General features: G+C 41.7%; 21 protein-coding genes. 13 read left to right on the top strand and 8 right to left on the bottom strand.

Annotated elements, in window-relative coordinates:
* Positions 1 to 22: 22 nt before the first annotated feature.
* The 4 genes from A3729_RS00485 to rimK are packed head-to-tail and all read right to left on the bottom strand — an operon-like array spanning position 23 to position 3,160.
* Positions 23 to 601 (bottom strand): mechanosensitive ion channel domain-containing protein, encoded by a 579-nt coding sequence (locus tag A3729_RS00485; protein ID WP_068508841.1) that lies wholly within the window; start codon positions 599 to 601, stop codon positions 23 to 25.
* A 60-nt stretch (positions 602 to 661) separates the two neighbouring features.
* Positions 662 to 1,192, bottom strand: a complete 531-nt coding sequence (locus A3729_RS00490; RefSeq protein ID WP_082880487.1) for a RimK/LysX family protein — start codon at positions 1,190 to 1,192, stop codon at positions 662 to 664.
* A complete protein-coding gene (locus A3729_RS00495) occupies positions 1,182 to 2,213 on the bottom strand; it encodes a succinylglutamate desuccinylase/aspartoacylase family protein (RefSeq protein ID WP_068508839.1) in 1,032 nt (343 codons plus the stop codon). The genes A3729_RS00490 and A3729_RS00495 overlap by 11 nt, the downstream gene beginning before the upstream one ends.
* Positions 2,214 to 2,254: 41 nt before the next feature.
* Positions 2,255 to 3,160, bottom strand: coding sequence for a 30S ribosomal protein S6--L-glutamate ligase (gene rimK, locus A3729_RS00500; RefSeq protein WP_068508826.1), 906 nt, complete (start codon positions 3,158 to 3,160; stop codon positions 2,255 to 2,257).
* A 184-nt stretch (positions 3,161 to 3,344) separates the two neighbouring features.
* Between rimK and A3729_RS00505 the strand changes: the two genes are divergently transcribed.
* The 5 genes from A3729_RS00505 to A3729_RS00520 all read left to right on the top strand — a co-directional run bounded on the left by A3729_RS00505 (position 3,345) and on the right by A3729_RS00520 (position 7,036).
* Positions 3,345 to 3,923, top strand: a complete 579-nt coding sequence (locus A3729_RS00505; protein ID WP_068508825.1) for a hypothetical protein — start codon at positions 3,345 to 3,347, stop codon at positions 3,921 to 3,923.
* A 32-nt stretch (positions 3,924 to 3,955) separates the two neighbouring features.
* Positions 3,956 to 4,075 (top strand): LysR family transcriptional regulator, encoded by a 120-nt coding sequence (locus tag A3729_RS30385; protein WP_082880488.1) that lies wholly within the window; start codon positions 3,956 to 3,958, stop codon positions 4,073 to 4,075.
* A 54-nt stretch (positions 4,076 to 4,129) separates the two neighbouring features.
* On the top strand, positions 4,130 to 4,849 hold the full coding sequence (locus A3729_RS00510) for a LysR substrate-binding domain-containing protein (protein WP_082880489.1): 720 nt from the start codon (positions 4,130 to 4,132) through the stop codon (positions 4,847 to 4,849).
* A gap of 11 nt (positions 4,850 to 4,860) precedes the next feature.
* Positions 4,861 to 5,835, top strand: a complete 975-nt coding sequence (locus A3729_RS00515) for a magnesium transporter CorA family protein (protein WP_068508819.1) — start codon at positions 4,861 to 4,863, stop codon at positions 5,833 to 5,835.
* Positions 5,836 to 6,202: 367 nt separating this feature from the next.
* Positions 6,203 to 7,036, top strand: coding sequence for an ABC transporter substrate-binding protein (locus A3729_RS00520; protein WP_068553159.1), 834 nt, complete (start codon positions 6,203 to 6,205; stop codon positions 7,034 to 7,036).
* Positions 7,037 to 7,211: 175 nt separating this feature from the next.
* Here A3729_RS00520 and A3729_RS00525 read toward each other — a convergent pair whose 3' ends face one another.
* A complete protein-coding gene (locus tag A3729_RS00525; RefSeq protein ID WP_068632948.1) occupies positions 7,212 to 8,249 on the bottom strand; it encodes an AraC family transcriptional regulator in 1,038 nt (345 codons plus the stop codon).
* Positions 8,250 to 8,532: 283 nt separating this feature from the next.
* Between A3729_RS00525 and A3729_RS00530 the strand changes: the two genes are divergently transcribed.
* Both A3729_RS00530 and A3729_RS34410 read left to right on the top strand, forming a co-directional pair.
* Positions 8,533 to 10,191: an alpha/beta fold hydrolase gene (locus tag A3729_RS00530; RefSeq protein ID WP_068553461.1), complete on the top strand. Its 1,659-nt coding sequence runs from the start codon at positions 8,533 to 8,535 to the stop codon at positions 10,189 to 10,191.
* Positions 10,192 to 10,513: 322 nt separating this feature from the next.
* Positions 10,514 to 10,699: an EAL domain-containing protein gene (locus A3729_RS34410; RefSeq protein WP_068508809.1), complete on the top strand. Its 186-nt coding sequence runs from the start codon at positions 10,514 to 10,516 to the stop codon at positions 10,697 to 10,699.
* 121 nt (positions 10,700 to 10,820) lie between these two features.
* Here A3729_RS34410 and A3729_RS00535 read toward each other — a convergent pair whose 3' ends face one another.
* The gene (locus tag A3729_RS00535) at positions 10,821 to 11,489 is read right to left on the bottom strand and encodes a glutathione S-transferase (protein WP_068554155.1); all 669 of its coding nucleotides are present in this window, start codon (positions 11,487 to 11,489) and stop codon (positions 10,821 to 10,823) included.
* 114 nt (positions 11,490 to 11,603) lie between these two features.
* Between A3729_RS00535 and A3729_RS00540 the strand changes: the two genes are divergently transcribed.
* The 5 genes from A3729_RS00540 (at position 11,604) to A3729_RS00560 (ending at position 14,729) form a co-directional block, all read left to right on the top strand.
* Positions 11,604 to 12,398, top strand: coding sequence for an AraC family transcriptional regulator (locus tag A3729_RS00540; RefSeq protein WP_068552843.1), 795 nt, complete (start codon positions 11,604 to 11,606; stop codon positions 12,396 to 12,398).
* A gap of 150 nt (positions 12,399 to 12,548) precedes the next feature.
* Positions 12,549 to 13,166, top strand: coding sequence for a methylamine utilization protein (locus A3729_RS00545; protein ID WP_082865046.1), 618 nt, complete (start codon positions 12,549 to 12,551; stop codon positions 13,164 to 13,166).
* A 65-nt stretch (positions 13,167 to 13,231) separates the two neighbouring features.
* The gene (locus A3729_RS00550; protein ID WP_231877275.1) at positions 13,232 to 13,897 is read left to right on the top strand and encodes a DUF3034 family protein; all 666 of its coding nucleotides are present in this window, start codon (positions 13,232 to 13,234) and stop codon (positions 13,895 to 13,897) included.
* A 173-nt stretch (positions 13,898 to 14,070) separates the two neighbouring features.
* Positions 14,071 to 14,388 carry a tetratricopeptide repeat protein gene (locus A3729_RS31990; protein ID WP_068507689.1) on the top strand — a complete coding sequence of 106 codons (318 nt, stop codon included), beginning with the start codon at positions 14,071 to 14,073 and terminating at the stop codon, positions 14,386 to 14,388.
* A complete protein-coding gene (locus tag A3729_RS00560; protein WP_068507691.1) occupies positions 14,385 to 14,729 on the top strand; it encodes a hypothetical protein in 345 nt (114 codons plus the stop codon). Before A3729_RS31990 ends, A3729_RS00560 begins: the two co-directional genes overlap by 4 nt.
* Before the next feature lie 155 nt (positions 14,730 to 14,884).
* Here A3729_RS00560 and A3729_RS34415 read toward each other — a convergent pair whose 3' ends face one another.
* Positions 14,885 to 14,971, bottom strand: coding sequence for a hypothetical protein (locus A3729_RS34415; RefSeq protein ID WP_368664562.1), 87 nt, complete (start codon positions 14,969 to 14,971; stop codon positions 14,885 to 14,887).
* Between the two features lie 9 nt (positions 14,972 to 14,980).
* Positions 14,981 to 15,781, bottom strand: coding sequence for a hypothetical protein (locus tag A3729_RS00565; protein ID WP_068552838.1), 801 nt, complete (start codon positions 15,779 to 15,781; stop codon positions 14,981 to 14,983).
* A 251-nt stretch (positions 15,782 to 16,032) separates the two neighbouring features.
* Here A3729_RS00565 and A3729_RS00570 point away from each other — a divergent pair, with 251 nt between their 5' ends.
* Entirely contained in the window at positions 16,033 to 16,263 is a 231-nt protein-coding gene (locus A3729_RS00570; protein ID WP_068552836.1) for a FeoA family protein, read from the top strand.
* The last annotated feature ends 21 nt before the right edge of the window (positions 16,264 to 16,284 follow it).

The raw sequence follows: 16,284 nt of genomic DNA on the forward strand, positions 1-16,284 counted from the left end.
AGGCAACTCGGGTTATTCTAAATTAAGACTGTTTGTCTTCTTTGTACTCTTCAGACTGCAATTTACCAATCCCTTTTAAACGATCTCTAGGATTGACGAGCATTGGTCTGGTTAGAAGTAAGTTGTTTGGATATATAATAACTTCACGCGCTTCACTGATTAGTTTAGTGCTGAATAAGTTAATTTCAGAAATATACCCCTCGACGTAATTATCGCCATCAATCACTCTGACGAAGTTGCCACGCCTGAATGACTTTTGCACTAAAAGAATAAAAAATGAGGTGATGTTACTTAGTACCGACCACCCGGCGAATAACGCCACACCAGTGACCGCCAGAATACTGGCAGACAATGTCAGGAGTCCTTTGAAGTCAAAACCCCATACAAATAGAGTGACTACCACTGTTCCGATTAACAGCAACACATTTACTGCAGCGAGCGCGGTTTCTTTCGATTTGTCTTTTAGATTTCCGTGCTCTGCATGTGCGATGATTCGTGGTCGTAGTACGTATTTAAAAAAGCCGTAGATAATGATGATAACCAACGTTAGCAACACATTTACTTTGTACATTGAAAACCAGGCCAAAAGCTCATCAAACATTTTTTACCTCAAGAATACTTTGCTTCAACTTCATACTTATTGTCTGTCTACGAGCATAAGCTATTCATAGTTTACGCTCATTCTATCTTCACTCTGGATATACTCCGACTCGGGGTCCACAAGCGCTCGTCCTGCCATTGCGGTGCGACCCAGCAACATAGGATATCGCATATTAGAGCGGTCAGTTAAGGTGATGGGTATCGTCCAATGACTTTTCCCAATGCAGACACTCGCTTCAATCAAGCAACGCTTCTCTTTAGCCTCATTATTGGTTTTAACAAGCCTTTTGTCGACGAGTTTTGCTGACCGTCTACTCGCCCTTCGGTCAGGAAAGACATCCTTTGGTAAATCAAAACTGACCCAAGTTTCATTATCCCTCTCTTCATACTCAATATTTTCGACGTGCAAAGATGAGTTGTTAGCGCCGGTGTCAACTCTTACCTGAACGTTGAATAAATGTAGTCCAGGTAGGTCAGCGTACTCGACTGCACCCAGTAAGATCTTTCCATCAAGGTATTTCGCGAAGGAACTTCCCACAATTGTTTGCTCCTCACTTAGGTTTCCATTCTTTGAAAAGTTATCATGGCTCATTTAACAATACCTCGGATTCACTGACCAAATTGTCATTCATTAGCTCTAGATTTTCAGCCACTTCGTTTGGCTTGGAAAAATAAGCAATATGAAATAATGCTTCACCCTCCTGTGCTAATGGGATGTTCTGTTTACCAATAATAATACCCTTAGCATGACTCGTGATGGTGTCTAATACTCGACCAAACGGGTCTTGAATATCTGCCAGCGCATCGCCTTTCTCCACGAGCTCACCAAGCGTTCTTTTATAACGGATAAAGCCACTGTCAGTTGACCTTACCCATCCTGACTGCCTAGCAATAAAAGGTTCATATTTAAGCTTGCTTCGTCGTTTGGTAAGCATATCTAATGAACGCATAACGTTAACGATGCCTCTTACACCCGCACGAATAGATAATTCATCAAATCGCAATGCTTCACCTGCTTCATATAAAAGTACTGGTACGCCCAGTTCTCCAGCAGATTCTCTCAACGATCCATCCCTTATATCGGCATTAAGTACAACAGGCACGCCAAAGGCTTTTGCAAGTTCATTTGTTCTTTCATCATCTAAATTTGCTCGTATCTGTGGCAGATTTGAGCGATGAATCGCACCTGTATGTAAATCAATCCCGTAGTCCGATTTTGAAACGATCTCTTTCAGAAACTGGTTTGCAATTCTTCCTGCTAACGACCCTTTAGTCGAGCCGGGGAAGCTTCTGTTTAAATCTCTTCTGTCAGGTAGATAGCGGCTTTGTGAAATGACGCCATAAACATTTACAATGGGGACTGCTATGAGCGTTCCCTTCATTCCTCTAAGTTGTTTACCTTGAATTAGGCGACTAATAATCTCAGTACCATTTAACTCATCACCATGAATCGCAGCGCTAACGAACAATACCGGGCCATCTTTTTTACCGTGTTTCACGTATACCGGCATCGACATTTCGGTGTCGGTATACAGCGCAACGGTGGGCATTTCAATGTATGCTGATTCACCCGGTTTGATGTCACGTCCTGCTATGGAAAAGCTCTGTCTCATTGTAATATCTCAACTAATATTTGCATTGTCTCAACTAATAACTAACCTTTCCCTTTAGTTTTGGTTGCGTTGGGTTTTGCCTTCTTTTCGATATGCGAAATAATCATCCCCGCTACATTTTTGCCGGTAGCCGTTTCAATGCCTTCTAGCCCCGGGGAAGAGTTCACTTCCATGACAACGGGCCCGGTAGCACTTCGAAGAATATCTACACCGCACATTGATAAGCCCATTGTCTTTGCTGCATCGACTGCTGTTTTTCTTTCAGCTGGCGATAAGCGAACTATTTCAGCCGAGCCCCCTCTGTGTAGGTTTGAGCGAAACTCACCAGGCGCAGCCTGACGTTTCATTGCAGCAACGACTTTATCTCCCACCACAAGACAGCGAATATCAGCACCATTTGCCTCCTTAATGTACTCTTGTACAAGGATGTTTGCTTTTAGACCCATAAATGCCTCAATGATGCTTTCGGCTGTCTTTGTCGTTTCCGCTAATACAACACCAATGCCCTGAGTGCCTTCCAATAACTTAATGACAACGGGTGCGCCACCGACATTCTTAAGTAAGTCATCTATCTTGTCAGGCCGATTTGCGAAACCTGTTCTAGGTAAACCAATCCCTTTTCTAGATAACAGTTGTAAAGAACGAAGTTTGTCCCGTGACCGGCTAATCGCGACCGATTCATTAATACAATAAGTTCCCATCATTTCAAATTGTCTGACGACCGAAGTACCGTAGAAAGTAACCGAAGCTCCTATTCGTGGAATGACAGCGTCATAAAGAGGTAAGGGCTTACCTTTGTATCTCACAGAAGGTTTGGCGCTGGTAATATCCATATAACAATGCATTGTATCGATGACATCAACAGTATGCCCCATCTCTTCTCCTTCTTCTTTTAGTCGGCGAGTAGAGTAGAGCTCTGGGTTACGGGATAGGATTGCTATTTTCATTGGGATACCTCCAAACATTGTCAGTTGAGCTTGTGTAAATCTGTCGTAATTTTGGGCCTGATTTTTTAAAGCGTAAAACGAAAAGAATTTGTGTTGACGACAAAATTTATTAGGTGGTCGAATGACGAAACTAGTATGACAATAATGAGGATAGTGCTATCAATCAGTTGTTTTGGAATCTACTATGATGAACGTCTTAACAATGCCTGACAGATTAACCAAGAGTCAGATAAAAGAAAGTTTTTATAGAACCTACAAGCTAGTAAACCGAGTCACTAACGGAGTGAGTACCGGCGAGGTTTTTAAGCAGGGTGAGAGAGTTGCTTATTGTGAGGGTTTAGATAGTGATGAACCATTTCAATACCTCAAGGGTGTTGTTGACAGTCATATCAGGAACGAAATTAGACTGAGAGAAAATAGCATGCCTGACCTAACAGCATGGTATCGCGCAATTTGTGAGACCCTTCCAATTGAAAGCCGCAAAACGAACGACATTATCTGTGAACTTTTTAAAGCAGGTCGCGAGTATGTTTCGCTAAGTGACTTGGCTGGGAAAGCCGAGATATCAAATACCTCTGAATTATGCTTTTTGTTGTCAAATTTAGCACGAAAAATGTGTGACTCTATACCTTATGAACCGCCCTGCCAGGGTGATGGTCGCGATGCATACCTGGCCTTAATTTGTGATAGTTCTCCTTTAGGTGATAGGGTTAGACTTAATTGTCTCTTTAGTACTATATTTAAGGACTATTGGCATAAATAGGTTAGCTCGCTGGCCTTAACATAGGCGACATCATGGACATTGAGTTATTACGTACATTTTTGGAAGTAAAGAATACGCGTCACTTTGGTAAAGCGGCTGAAAACTTATACCTTACCCAAGCAGCGGTCAGTGCTCGTATCAAACAATTGTAAAATGTATTAGGTGCGAAGCTTTTTACTCGCTTTAGGAATAACTTACAATTAACGGTGACAGGTGAGCGCCTTATTAATCATGCCGAAACAATTATCATTGCATGGGAAAGAGCTCGCCAAGATGTATCGCTACGAAAGAAACAAAAACACGTAATTTCTCTCGGTGCCACAACAGGTCTTTGGGACCTGGTGCTGCAAGACACATTGCACCGACTTCATCGCGATTTTCCAGAAATGGCATTGAGGACGGAAGCGCACAATCCAGATATCTTAACCCGGCACCTAATGGAACGTACATTGGATGTGGCGCTTATTTATGAACCAGCGAAACTCAATGACTTGGTATCTATACCCATAACCCCCGCCGAACTGATTTTGGTTAGCACGAATGCTGACGCAACAGCAGAGGAGGCAGTCCAGCAACGTTATATTGCCATTGATTGGGGTTTGTCGTTTCAAATGAGTTTTACTCAGGTGTTTTCAGATAATATATCACCTATTCTTCATACTACGCTTTCACGAATAGCGCTTGAATTTATGCTTGAATTTGGCGGCAGTGCCTATTTACCATACCGTTTAATTGAACCCTATATCGACAAAAGCCTTTATCAAGTTGCCGATGCGCCGGTCATTGCTAGACAAATCTTTGCGTGCCATCATCGAGAGAACATTCATACGAACGAGATAGAAAACATTCTCAATGTTATTAGGGCGCTTGAAATGCCTGTAGAAGACGCTCCAGAGATTGAAGTGCCAGAAATAATAGAGATATAGAGGGTTATGACATGTTAAGTATTATCCAGCTCTCTGACGATGGTAAGAGTCAAGAGCTCGAAGCAATGTCGATTGATGATCTAATTTCCGGCGACTTACTCACGAGCCAAAAGCTGTGGATTGATCTTACGACCGAAGATCATGAAATAATTAAACGTTTGCTCACAGAGCTAAATATTGACCACCTTGCTATTGAAGATACCCTGCGAAAGAGCCACCCGTCAAAAATCGAGTTTTTTGACGAGCACTTATTTATTTTGTATCGCGGAATTCGTGCCATTGAAGATGATATATCTTTCCAACATCAGTCGATTGGACTCATTGTTAAAGACAACATTCTGGTTACTGTTCACCCGGTTAAATCGGTTGGGGTAGAGCAATCTAAAAAAGCCTTGCGTAAACTCAAACATATATCTCCTATGACGGTCGCTATTCAAATAATGAAAGCAGCATCGAGTGTTTACCTCGAGAAGTTGCTTAATTTTGATACTCAACTTAGTGAGATTGAGGAGCAACTCGAAAACAATGCAAATGACCAACAGTTGAAAGAGCTGACAAAGTTTAAGTCGCGGCTGGTAAAACTGACGCGGACATTTAATTATCATACGGACATAAGTGAAGGCTTACATAAAGAAAGTGATGAGTACGCATATTTCGACAAGGCAGCTTGCGAGCATGCAATTAACGACTTAGATGATCGTTTCCAGCGCCTTTTTACACTTGCTCAGATGCACTACGATATTTGCGGAGATTTGATCGATGGTTATTTATCGATATCAGCGCATCAGCTGAATGAAACGATGAGAGTTTTAACGGTCATCACCGCTGTGTTTGTGCCACTAAGTTTTTTGGCAGGGCTATATGGGATGAACTTTGACTATATACCTGAACTCAAGGTTGAGAACGGCTATTTTTACCTGCTCGCAATCATGTTGTCGCTATCAACGGGCTTAGTTTATTGGTTTAAGAGAAAGCGCTGGCTGTAAAAGCCAACGTTCAATTGAAAAAGTTAGCACTAAGCTTGACCTATCGAAATAGAGATTTCAACTAGAGCGTACAAACAGCAAGAAAAGCTTAGTCGGCTAAAGCCAAAAACTGCCGTTGAAGGGCATTGTCGAAATGGCCTAGTTCTCCTGATTTAAAGATGTCGAAGAATTTTGATTTTGAAGCACTAAGCACTACCTTTCTGACAGTCTGTCTTCTCCACAAAGTAGACATCTGAGAGTTGTTAGATTCGAATCGGTTTGTCTGATACCTGCCAAAAATATCATTACAGAGCCGGAGGTTTGTATAACGCTCATTGCTCGGCTAATATGGATTCTAAAATCGCGTTTCAGAAAAAGACTATTAAACATGTTGCATGATTTCAATGTCCTGCCATTTCTCAGAGCATCCTTTTGTTTCTTGAGCCTTTGTTTATTTAGCGTCCAAACGACCTCGAAAGAACTTCACTTTGTCACCGTTGAGCATGCTCCGCATAGTTTCGTAGAAGCTGGGAAAGTCGTCGGAAGCGTTACACAACTGCTACATGAGATTTTTGAAACAATGGGCTATCAGCTGGAGATTACTTCGGTCCCAGCAAAAAGAGCACTTTTAATGGTGGAGGGCGGTCTTGTTGACGGGGTATATCCGTATACCTACAGCGAGTCGAGAAGCAAATCTGCATACTTTTCTAACCCTATCTCAATAATTGATACTGTATTTTTCAAAAGAAGATCGTCAGAAATATCGTGGGAGACTTTATCAGATCTTCAGCCTTATAGTATCGGGTCAAATGCAGGCTACCATTATCCTATAGCGTTCCAAGCTGCTGAGCGTGAAGGGCTCATAAAGACAGCTCCGCTGTTTTCACAAAACCCAACACTCGACAACTTAAAAAAATTGAACCGCGAGCACATCGAGCTATTTATATGCAACAAGCTGGTATGTCAGTTTTATATTGATCAGTATGCACCTTTGTTTCGGAACATTGACTATATTCCTAAAGCAGTCGGACCTATCAAGGCCTTTCATGTCGGCTTTACTCGCAAGAAGAGTGGGGCCTTAGAGTTGCGTGAACAATTTAACATAGCTCTAGATGGCGCCATAAAGACAGGTCTACTCGAAAAGATCTATAAACAGCAGGGAATCAAATCAAAAGTAAGTCGCCTGGGTTCTCAAGGTGCGAAAGGCCTAGTAATTCGATAACGAGTAACTCAGAGCTTCATCGAATCTTTAAACTGTGGAAAGGTCACGCATTTATTTTTGCGAAGCGCTAGCACCGCTCTTTTTAAAAACGTGGCATATTGCCTATTAGGAGTGATCATTAACGTCCCATAACGAGGTTATTCGCTGCTTTGAATGATACGCCACCCTAACAAACTTATTGGGTTTCCCCCCAAGAATTTGTTAGCCTAAACTCGAGTGGGCTTCGCCCTACCTCACGAGAAAATGCGCTTGAGAAGCTACTCGCGTTAGAGAAGCCGACTTTAAAAGCAATCTGTTCAATGCCTTCAGGTGTACTGATTAAGTATTCCTTAGCTCTATCCATACGAAGTTGATTAGATAGTTTTCTCCAGTTTGTCCCTTCTTTTGTTAGATAGCGTGTAAGCGTTCGTGATGAAATATTGAGCGCTTTAGCCAGTTGTTCTTTGCTCAAGTCTTGGTAGCCATTTTCCTCGAAGTAGCGTTGTGTCTTTGATTCAATGGTAAGCATATCAGGTAGTTGATCAACATATTTTTGGATTCGTTTGGTTAAGATTTTTTCCATCATACGGTTACCTAATGGCATGACGATATCCATTACACGTATGTCATTGAGCAAATAATTATCGTTTTGCTCGAACTTAACTGGGCAGCGATAGTATTCACCTATCTCTTCCATTCCGGGTAGAGGCTCTCCTTTAAACCCAACTTCTACGACAATGTCAGGAATATCGTTGTACAAGGTTTCCTGAAATGAGATGGCTGAGCCCATATCCCTCCCTAGAACGAAAGAGACGCTTTTATCACACAGGCCTCTACGATAATCAAAAGTCGTCTTTACCGAAGACTTATAGATACGTGGTTTTATGATTGAAAAATTCAATTCACCATTTAAATGCTGTGAGGCGAAGTTGATAATAGCTTTTGGTGTTTTACAAGCAAGAAGGGCTTGCCCCATCAAACCGAATGAGTTTGCATTGCAATGTAAACCAACATCAAAGCCTACTCTAAAAGGATGAGTGGGCATACAAGCAAGCAAATTTTTAATCACACGCAATTCTTGGTCTAAGGACGGGTCACTATGTTCAAGGCTTTCGAGTGTAATACCAGAGCCCTCCAATACTCGCTTAGTGGATAGGCCTTTAGATAAGGCATATTCAAGCAAGATTGTCACCTGACCGCTTCCCCAACCTGGAAAACGAGCATTAGTATTCATTGTATTTATTCTTTTGTTAAACCGTAATACGACTTTTCCTATTATGCAGCAGTTAAGTTCTATTTAATCTCTATTAGGCACTCAAAAACTGAGAGTTTATTCACATTTCAATCTAACTGTCTCATTTGGTAAACGATTTGTCTTATTAAAGGATGTAGCATGTGTTCATCAATACATACTATTTATTAACAAAAGAGGTATGAAATTGATAAGGAGTATCGAACTTACAAACGATCGTACTAACACATATCTAGTTAAGATAATAAAAATAAGGATAAAAATAATGAAGTTAATTAAAACAATTCTAACAGCAAGTATTGCCGCAAGTGTGCTTGTCCCGGCTGCACAAGCTAATAATGATGGATATATCCCCGCACTTAGTTTTGTTGCAGGACTGTTGAACCAAGGTATCTTTCCGACCTCTGATGCCTACACAACAAATGATGACATCATTGTGGAGGCAAATGATGGTGTTGACTTGGCCGCCAATGTCTTTGTTCCTAATGACCTGTCAGAACCAGCACCAGCCATCATTTTTGTAAATAGCTGGGCTCTGAATGAATATGAGTATTTAACACAAGCAGGAGAGTTAGCAGAAAAGGGCTACATCGTTTTTAGTTATAGCACTCGAGGTTTCGGCACATCAGAAGGCATGATTAATACGGCTGGCCCAAAGGACATCGATGATTTTAGCCGTGTGATAGATTACCTTATCGAAAACTATAACGTAGACCCAGAGAGAATAGGGAGTGCGGGTGTTTCCTATGGTTCAGGTATTTCTTTGATTGGCGCAGCACACGACCCTAGAATAAAAGCCGTTTCAGCAATGAGTGCTTGGGGCAGCTTGGCAGATTCGTTATATGGAAACCAAACACCTCGCTTGGTCTGGGGTGAGCTACTAACACTAAGTGGCAACTTACTCGGAAATCTGGACCCAATTGTCGAGCAGCACTGGTCAAATATCAAAAATCAGAACTTAAGTGAGATTCCTGCTGTTATGGAGTGGGCGGGTGTTCGCTCTCCATCCAATTATGTTGATGAGCTTAATACCAATGGTACGGCAGTTTATATCGCCAAAGCTTATGGTGATAATTTGTTCCAACCTAACTCATTAATGAGTATGTTTGAACAGCTTACCGGGCCAAAACATATTGATTTGGTTTCAGGTACTCATGCTTCAGCAGACTTACTTCCTCCAGTCATCGGTGCGGAAGCCTTACCTTGGACAAGTACCTATCAATGGTTTGATCATCACTTAAAGGGTGATAACACGCCGATAGCAAGCGCTAAACCCATTACAATGAAAGTGAAGTTTGAAGATCAGTACGATAGCTTTGACCACTTCCCTATAGAAGATTCCAGTACAGAAACCTTTTACTTACACCCTCGCTCAGCCTTCGATGATGGTGATATGGAGAGCTACCCATACTGGAGCTTCTTCGGCAGAGACAACACAATCAATGCTTGGGCCGGTACCTTATTTAGCACGCAGATTCCGCTGTTATCACAAATTCTTGAGCAGTTAGAGGTGCCTATCTTAGCGAGTATTCCAGCCGCCTCGGATATTAGAAGTATCCATTGGAAATCGAGCTGGCTGAGCGAAGAAATGCAAATACGTGGGAATCCTTCAGTATCACTACAGATACAACCAAAGCACGATGAGATCCAGCTAGTTGCTTATCTTTATGACATGAATGCTTTGGGTGTTGGAAAATTAATAACTCATGGCGCGATTACATTGCCAGACACAAACTCCGGCGAAAAAATTTCTGTCGACTTCGATCTAGTAACGACAGCATACGATGTACCCGCGGGTCATCGCCTTGTTCTAGCTGTTGATACCAAAGACCCACAATATCAATCTCCAACGGGTGTCGATTACTTTGTGGATTTTGAATATAGCAGCAATAAACAGTCAACTTTGAAAGTGCCAACGCTCTAATTATACATCCTGAAATTGTTTACCAAGTTAGAGGCATATCTTGTTACTGAGATATGCCTCTTTATTATCTAGATAATTCCTACCACGATAAGTTCACATTCTCGATTGAGTGTCTTATTCGCCAAAGATCCTGTCCCATTGGCGGATGTTAATAAGCTTCTTCTAGATTTATTCTATTTTTAGACACTTTAACTTCTACTAGAAAGAAGGTGAAAGCGTCAAACGAAAATGTGAGCCCGACGATTTCTTGGGCTATCACGTGTAACCAAGAGTCAGGCAGGTTAGCTGTTAATACATACCCCTTCGAAGCCCATATTGTGATTTGATTAAGACAATAATCTCTTTAGGCGACACTTTTAAGCTTTCGTTGATTGCTGAAGGTGTAGAAACGAAAGCACAAGAGAGTGAACTAATTAAACTGGGCTGTATTCAAGCTCAGGGTTATCTTTATTCAAAGCCTGTCGATAGCATTGTATTTCATGAACAATTTATCGCTTCTTTAACATAGGGTGTGGTGATTAACAGCGGGTGTGATTGACCTGTGGAAAAGAAGGTCTAGCGGAGACCTTCTTTGTTAGGGCCAGGGAGACGGTTGCTGTTGTTAATATGTTGTATAGCGTTAAGCCAGACTATGCGTAATCGTAATCACCAGCTGCATTTATGGCGGCCTGGTATGCGGGCCTAGCATGAATACTGGCAACATAATTGCTAATATTAGGATGTGTTTCGGGAGTTGCCAGGCCTCTTGCGCAGGCTGCTTCTAGTGGAAAAATCATTTGAAAATCAACACCACTCAAGGCATCACCACAGAACCAAGAACGTCCATTTAAGTAATGATTGATATAGCTTAAATGTGTGATTAAATTTGGCTTTATAAAGGTAGAAATTGCTTTTTCGGCGATCTTTTTTGCAATAGGTCTAGCAAAAAAAGGCATCGGGCTGGTTTTAACCTTATCAAATACAAGCTTCATAACGAGATAAGGCATCAATGAACCTTCAGCATAGTGCATCCAGTATTGGTAGTTTAAATATTCTTCAGTGTTGATTTCCGGCTTTAGATTTGGAGCGTACTGATTCACTAGATAATCGATGATAACCGCAGACTCTGCAATTTTATTTTCGCCATCTTCCAAGATCGGAGCCTTACCAAGAGGGTGCACTTCCTTAAGTTTTTCTGGAGCTAGGTAGGTAGTAGGGTCTCGCTGATAGGATTCTATTTCAAAGTCTAGCCCTAACTCCTCTAAGGCCCAAATAACGCGTTGAGATCGTGAATTATTCAAGTGGTGCAACTTAATCATTTCTACATCCTATATACTATTAGTTCATAATAAGAGTTATAGTATTATTTCTATATCATTGGTTCTTGTACTTTCTGATTTAAATTATGTACTTTCGGGTAAGATATGTTTTGGATGAAAAAAACGCTTATAAGAGGGGCGATAAAAGAACATGCACATAATATGCATGAGTTTCTCGTCTGCTTGAGTGGGGGCTTATTAATTGAAGATAGTCTAGCAACATATACACTAAAACAAGGAAGCGCGATCTTTATTCCTTGTAATATGGTGCATAAAATTACCATTTTTGATGGCGAGTCAGCATGTAGCGAAGTACTGCTTGCTTGTATCAAACCCGCCACACTCGACTTAATGCGTTCGCCATGCAATAACGACTTTATAGAAAAACTAAAGCAAGAAACGACACTGTCTCATTCCAATAATGATCAGGGCGACAATCTAGAAAGATGCATTCAAGAAGTTGATGCACTCTCGATGTCACCTTCTCTTTTGAACCAATCATTTGCGGAAAACTGCTTTATAAAAATGCTGCTTCTACATATGGAGAGGCTGCATCAAGACACAGCTCTTTCTAAAATCAGTTTCGATCATATTGATCACATTACTGCATGGGTCAGACGGCATTATGTCGAAGATATCAATTTAGATGATTTGAGCAAGAGGTTTTCAGTATCTCGGAGCCAGCTTACACGAAAATTCAAGCAGAAGTATGGGTTCAGTCTAATTGAGTTTGTTCTGCAACTGCGTTTCGATGATGCTGCAAAGCAACTCGCGTTTTCTAAAAAGGACATTACTCGCATTGCCCTAGACATAGGATTCAATAATCTCAGTCACTTTCACAGGCAGTTTAAAAAACGTTTTGGCATGACGCCGCTTTCTTTTCGTAATATGACCGCTCAATCGAGTTAGACAATTGCTTAGCCAAGTATTTATAACAAAACAGAGTTTCATCACATGGTCTAGACTGTTCGTTCTAAACTCTAATAATGTTGCCAGTTAGTTTTATTTTCGCTTATGTCTACAAATCTTTATACATTCGATCGGGGTTTTATCTTCATCGTGACATGGCTGTCATTTAATATCTGTCAGGCTGCTGGAATTGTCGATATAACGCTTCAAGATCAAAATGGCCAAGCACTTGTCGATGGTGTCGTTTATTTTCAAGTCGAATCTGAATATGCTTCCTTGTCTGGCAATAAGCGTATTCCATCGAACTTGATAATGGATCAGAAAAATAGGCAATTCGCCCCTCATGTATTGATTGCTCAGGTCGGTGATTTAGTGAGCTTTCCGAATAGCGACAATATTAGACATCATGTTTATTCGTTTTCAGAGCCAAAGCGCTTTGAAATAAAGCTTTACGCCGACAAGCCGGAATCTCCTATCAAGTTTGAAACGCCAGGCGTCGTGGCACTAGGGTGCAATATACACGATTCAATGCTTGGGTATATTTTGGTTATAGATACACCTTATGCAAGCAAAACAGACAGTAAAGGTCGAGCGAGTTTGGCTGTGCCGGAAAAAGTGCCATCAGAGTTTTTTGTATGGCACCCTCTGTTAAAAAACACTGCAAAGCCTCTTAAGGTGTCTGAGTTTGATGTGAATTCTCCACAAACCGTAGTCATTGAGATCAAATCAACGAAAAATACTAAGTTTAATAAGAAGCGCTGGCGCTGACGACCAAGTGAGATAGAAGAATGAATTATGCTCCGAAATTCTGTATTGCATTAGTAATTTTGATCTTGTTTTTTACAAGCTCTGTTAATGCAGCGGGTAGTAAGTTATTGGGTACTTCGGGTGTTACCTCTATCGAAGGTAGTGCAGGAGGAGGTTTAATTCCTTGGGCGCCGTTAGGGGGGTACGCTACTAGAGACGAGCTAGGTTTCAGCATAGTCGCAAGTGAAGTGGACGTTGATGATTATAATATGAGCGTGCACGGAGCTTTGATTAATTTTCGAGACCGTATCGAATTCAGCTTCGCTCATCAGGACTTTTATGTTGATGCATTATCGCAATCGGTGAGACAAAATATTATTGGTCTGAAGGTTCGACTTTTTGGCGATTTGGTTTATGACACATTACCGGTAATCAGTATCGGTACACAGCAAAAAAGACTCATTGATGCGGGTGTGATCAATCTTGTTGGCGCTAAAGATAGCAGCGGAACTGATTTCTATCTAAGTGCTGCAAAAGCGTGGATCGACGGATTGTTTCATCATACTAGCTTTGTGAATGCGAATATTCGCTACAGTAATGCAAATGAACTCGGTTTGCTCGGTTACGGCGGCGATAATGCAAGGTCTAAGTTTTTATTCGAAACAGCGCTGGGCGTTTTCGTCGGTAACAACGTTGCTTTGGGTGTTGAGTTTAGGTTCAATCGATCGCAGATGAGCAAATTTCTAAACTAGTTCTCGAGTATGAGCATCGTTTACAAAGCTTTGAGGATCAGCTCAGCCAGAAAAGTTCAGACATTGATGATAACCGAAAAGCGCTGGCGCTTACGCAAGAGGTTCAATCTCTTTGGCTCAGGGCGGGACAAGATACAAGCCCCAGCAATCGAATCTCAAGTTATGATGACATTTTGAAGATCAAGCCCGATGACTGTGAAGCTTTGACCTACAAGGCGGATGCGGTATTAGAAATCAATGAGCCACAATGGGCCGCAAACCTATGCCAGCAAGCTTTAGAGCTTGATCCTGACAATGGACATGCATTTTATCAGCTTGCCTGTGCTTATACGGCACTGCAGCAATATGAGGAGGCGCTTTCCTATTTATCTAACGCAATTGCTAAAAGTGATAGCTATCGAGATGAGGCTACTAAGGATGACGCTTTAAAAGCGTTGCGTACGCACCCTTCGTTTGAGGAAATGATAAAAAATACACTAGAAGATCTATGACAGCCGGTATTCTGAGCCTTAGAGCAAATAGCTTCCTGTTAGTTGTAGCAATGCTGCTGGGTTCAACATTTTGTGCGTCTGCGCCAAAATATTCAACGCTGGATATATATCAGTTGAGTAGAGAAGTGTCCGCGCAAACTGGCTATACCATTATTTTTAGTCCGCGAGTTAGAAGTCAAACAAAAGTTTCGATGTTGCTCAGCAAGAAAATTAATCCAGAGAGCCTTTATAGTATTTTTTTATCAGTGCTTAACGTTCACGGGTATGCTGCTATTCGTGATGCAAATCTGATCAAAATTGTACGAGAAAGGAAGGCTCGGTATATGTATTCCAGTGACTAAAACCCAAACCACATACTTTACCTATTTGTCGTTCCGTGAACCGTTAAGGTGAGGTGTTTCTAAGCAGTTTTATCTTTTGAAACTATTATTTGCGTATACTTAACAATACAGAAATGGTGAATTTATATTCAAATATGGTTTGACTTTGTTTTGCATTAATAAAACCAATACTTGAGCAGCACGCCTTGTGGTGTATCTCGCCATTGCCGTGTGACAAGGAAGCCTTGTATCGAATCACTCATGTAAGAGGCTTAATGAACCAAGTCATTCAGTCGGCGTTCTGTGATGATCAGGGAGATCATTTTCTTCATTTTGTCTCTAACAATCTCGGCTTCTTTATGGAGTTGCTGATTGCGCTGCTCCTTATTGTCGCTCAGTGTTTTCAAGCTTAGGCTTGGCTGGTACCGTGCAAAGCTCATATACAGCTTGGGAATCTTCTTTTTGACCGGCTTGGGAATACTAAGTGTTCTTGAATGCTTAATCGTCTCGTGCATATGTTGAGGAAGCCACTTGAATAGAGGCTCTAAGCGTCGGTCTAACTTAATTGGCATGGCCCAGCGATCAGAGCCGTGATGGACGGCGATTAAAACCGGGCACTGGTTAACGAGTGCCAGCTCAATAAAGCGAGGGCTGAGAAAAGGAAGCACCGCAACGCCGTCGCCAAAATTACACAGCTCGCCCTCGGGCATAATAACGCAATCAGTAAAGCCTTCTTCTTGTAATAATACACAGGCTTCATCAAAACCTACTCCGTGGTTAATCTGCGTGAGAAAGCTAAGTAATTGTTTCGCGATGGGCAGCTCGTAAAACTTTCGCCAGGTGATACCGAAGGGCGAACGCTTCTCTCCACCATGCTTTTGCATGGAATCTGCCAGGCCAACCAAACCTGCCAGCGCACCCATCATCGGCCCATGATTTAGCGCGATAATTAAACGCGGCTCCTGAGCCAGAATCGTATCAAGGTCTTCAGAGGACTTCGCTATTACGACATCTTTGATATAAAGCGTTTTGAGTAAGCGTTTAACGAAGTGGAAATCTTTGACGGTTCTCATAGAGTGCTTCGGTTTTGGTTTAGAGCTTCTATTCTAACCTCAATTGGGAAAAGGGTTGAGAAAATTTTCGCTCTCTCTTTTATAACCAATAGGAGGTAAGTCATTACCTACTCTTATCAGCCTAAGCTTGCCAATAATTGATCTAAGTCAAACGAGATTGATTCCTATTAAGCTTCAATGGTATTCATTAAGTTCTATTGATAGCCTTTAGATACGAATCATTCCTATTATTGTTTGTGAGGTGAATCTTGATGACGCAAAGCTTAAGTATGGATCGATTATCAGAAGGTCAGAACGCAACCATTACACAGATCAGTGGCGGTAAAAGCCTTGCCAGAAAAATGATAGGGCTTGGTTTGCGTGTGGGTGGTGAGGTCTGCTTGCTCCAACGTCGCCGACACGGTTTGGTTCTCGCAAATCGTGGAACGAGAATCGCCTTGGGCGATAGTATTGCCCGTCATCTTAAAGTTTCTCCTTGCTAGCAGCTTCAGAGGCCTAAGCCT

The sequence above is a fragment of the Oleiphilus sp. HI0043 genome, from assembly GCF_001634935.1.

What these genes read in the sequence shown, in the direction of transcription:
- A3729_RS00530 (WP_068553461.1), top strand. Translation starts at nt 8,533, where the DNA reads ATGAAGTTAATTAAAACAATTCTAACAGCAAGTATTGCCGCAAGTGTG.
- A3729_RS00570 (WP_068552836.1), top strand. Translation starts at nt 16,033, where the DNA reads ATGACGCAAAGCTTAAGTATGGATCGATTATCAGAAGGTCAGAACGCA.
- A3729_RS00565 (WP_068552838.1), bottom strand. Translation starts at nt 15,781, where the DNA reads ATGAGAACCGTCAAAGATTTCCACTTCGTTAAACGCTTACTCAAAACG.
- A3729_RS30385 (WP_082880488.1), top strand. Translation starts at nt 3,956, where the DNA reads ATGGACATTGAGTTATTACGTACATTTTTGGAAGTAAAGAATACGCGT.
- A3729_RS00485 (WP_068508841.1), bottom strand. Translation starts at nt 601, where the DNA reads ATGTTTGATGAGCTTTTGGCCTGGTTTTCAATGTACAAAGTAAATGTG.
- A3729_RS00560 (WP_068507691.1), top strand. Translation starts at nt 14,385, where the DNA reads ATGACAGCCGGTATTCTGAGCCTTAGAGCAAATAGCTTCCTGTTAGTT.
- A3729_RS34415 (WP_368664562.1), bottom strand. Translation starts at nt 14,971, where the DNA reads ATGAGTGATTCGATACAAGGCTTCCTTGTCACACGGCAATGGCGAGAT.
- A3729_RS00525 (WP_068632948.1), bottom strand. Translation starts at nt 8,249, where the DNA reads ATGAATACTAATGCTCGTTTTCCAGGTTGGGGAAGCGGTCAGGTGACA.
- A3729_RS00505 (WP_068508825.1), top strand. Translation starts at nt 3,345, where the DNA reads ATGATGAACGTCTTAACAATGCCTGACAGATTAACCAAGAGTCAGATA.
- A3729_RS00520 (WP_068553159.1), top strand. Translation starts at nt 6,203, where the DNA reads ATGTTGCATGATTTCAATGTCCTGCCATTTCTCAGAGCATCCTTTTGT.
- A3729_RS00495 (WP_068508839.1), bottom strand. Translation starts at nt 2,213, where the DNA reads ATGAGACAGAGCTTTTCCATAGCAGGACGTGACATCAAACCGGGTGAA.
- A3729_RS00540 (WP_068552843.1), top strand. Translation starts at nt 11,604, where the DNA reads ATGAAAAAAACGCTTATAAGAGGGGCGATAAAAGAACATGCACATAAT.
- A3729_RS00515 (WP_068508819.1), top strand. Translation starts at nt 4,861, where the DNA reads ATGTTAAGTATTATCCAGCTCTCTGACGATGGTAAGAGTCAAGAGCTC.
- A3729_RS00490 (WP_082880487.1), bottom strand. Translation starts at nt 1,192, where the DNA reads ATGAGCCATGATAACTTTTCAAAGAATGGAAACCTAAGTGAGGAGCAA.
- rimK (WP_068508826.1), bottom strand. Translation starts at nt 3,160, where the DNA reads ATGAAAATAGCAATCCTATCCCGTAACCCAGAGCTCTACTCTACTCGC.
- A3729_RS00535 (WP_068554155.1), bottom strand. Translation starts at nt 11,489, where the DNA reads ATGATTAAGTTGCACCACTTGAATAATTCACGATCTCAACGCGTTATT.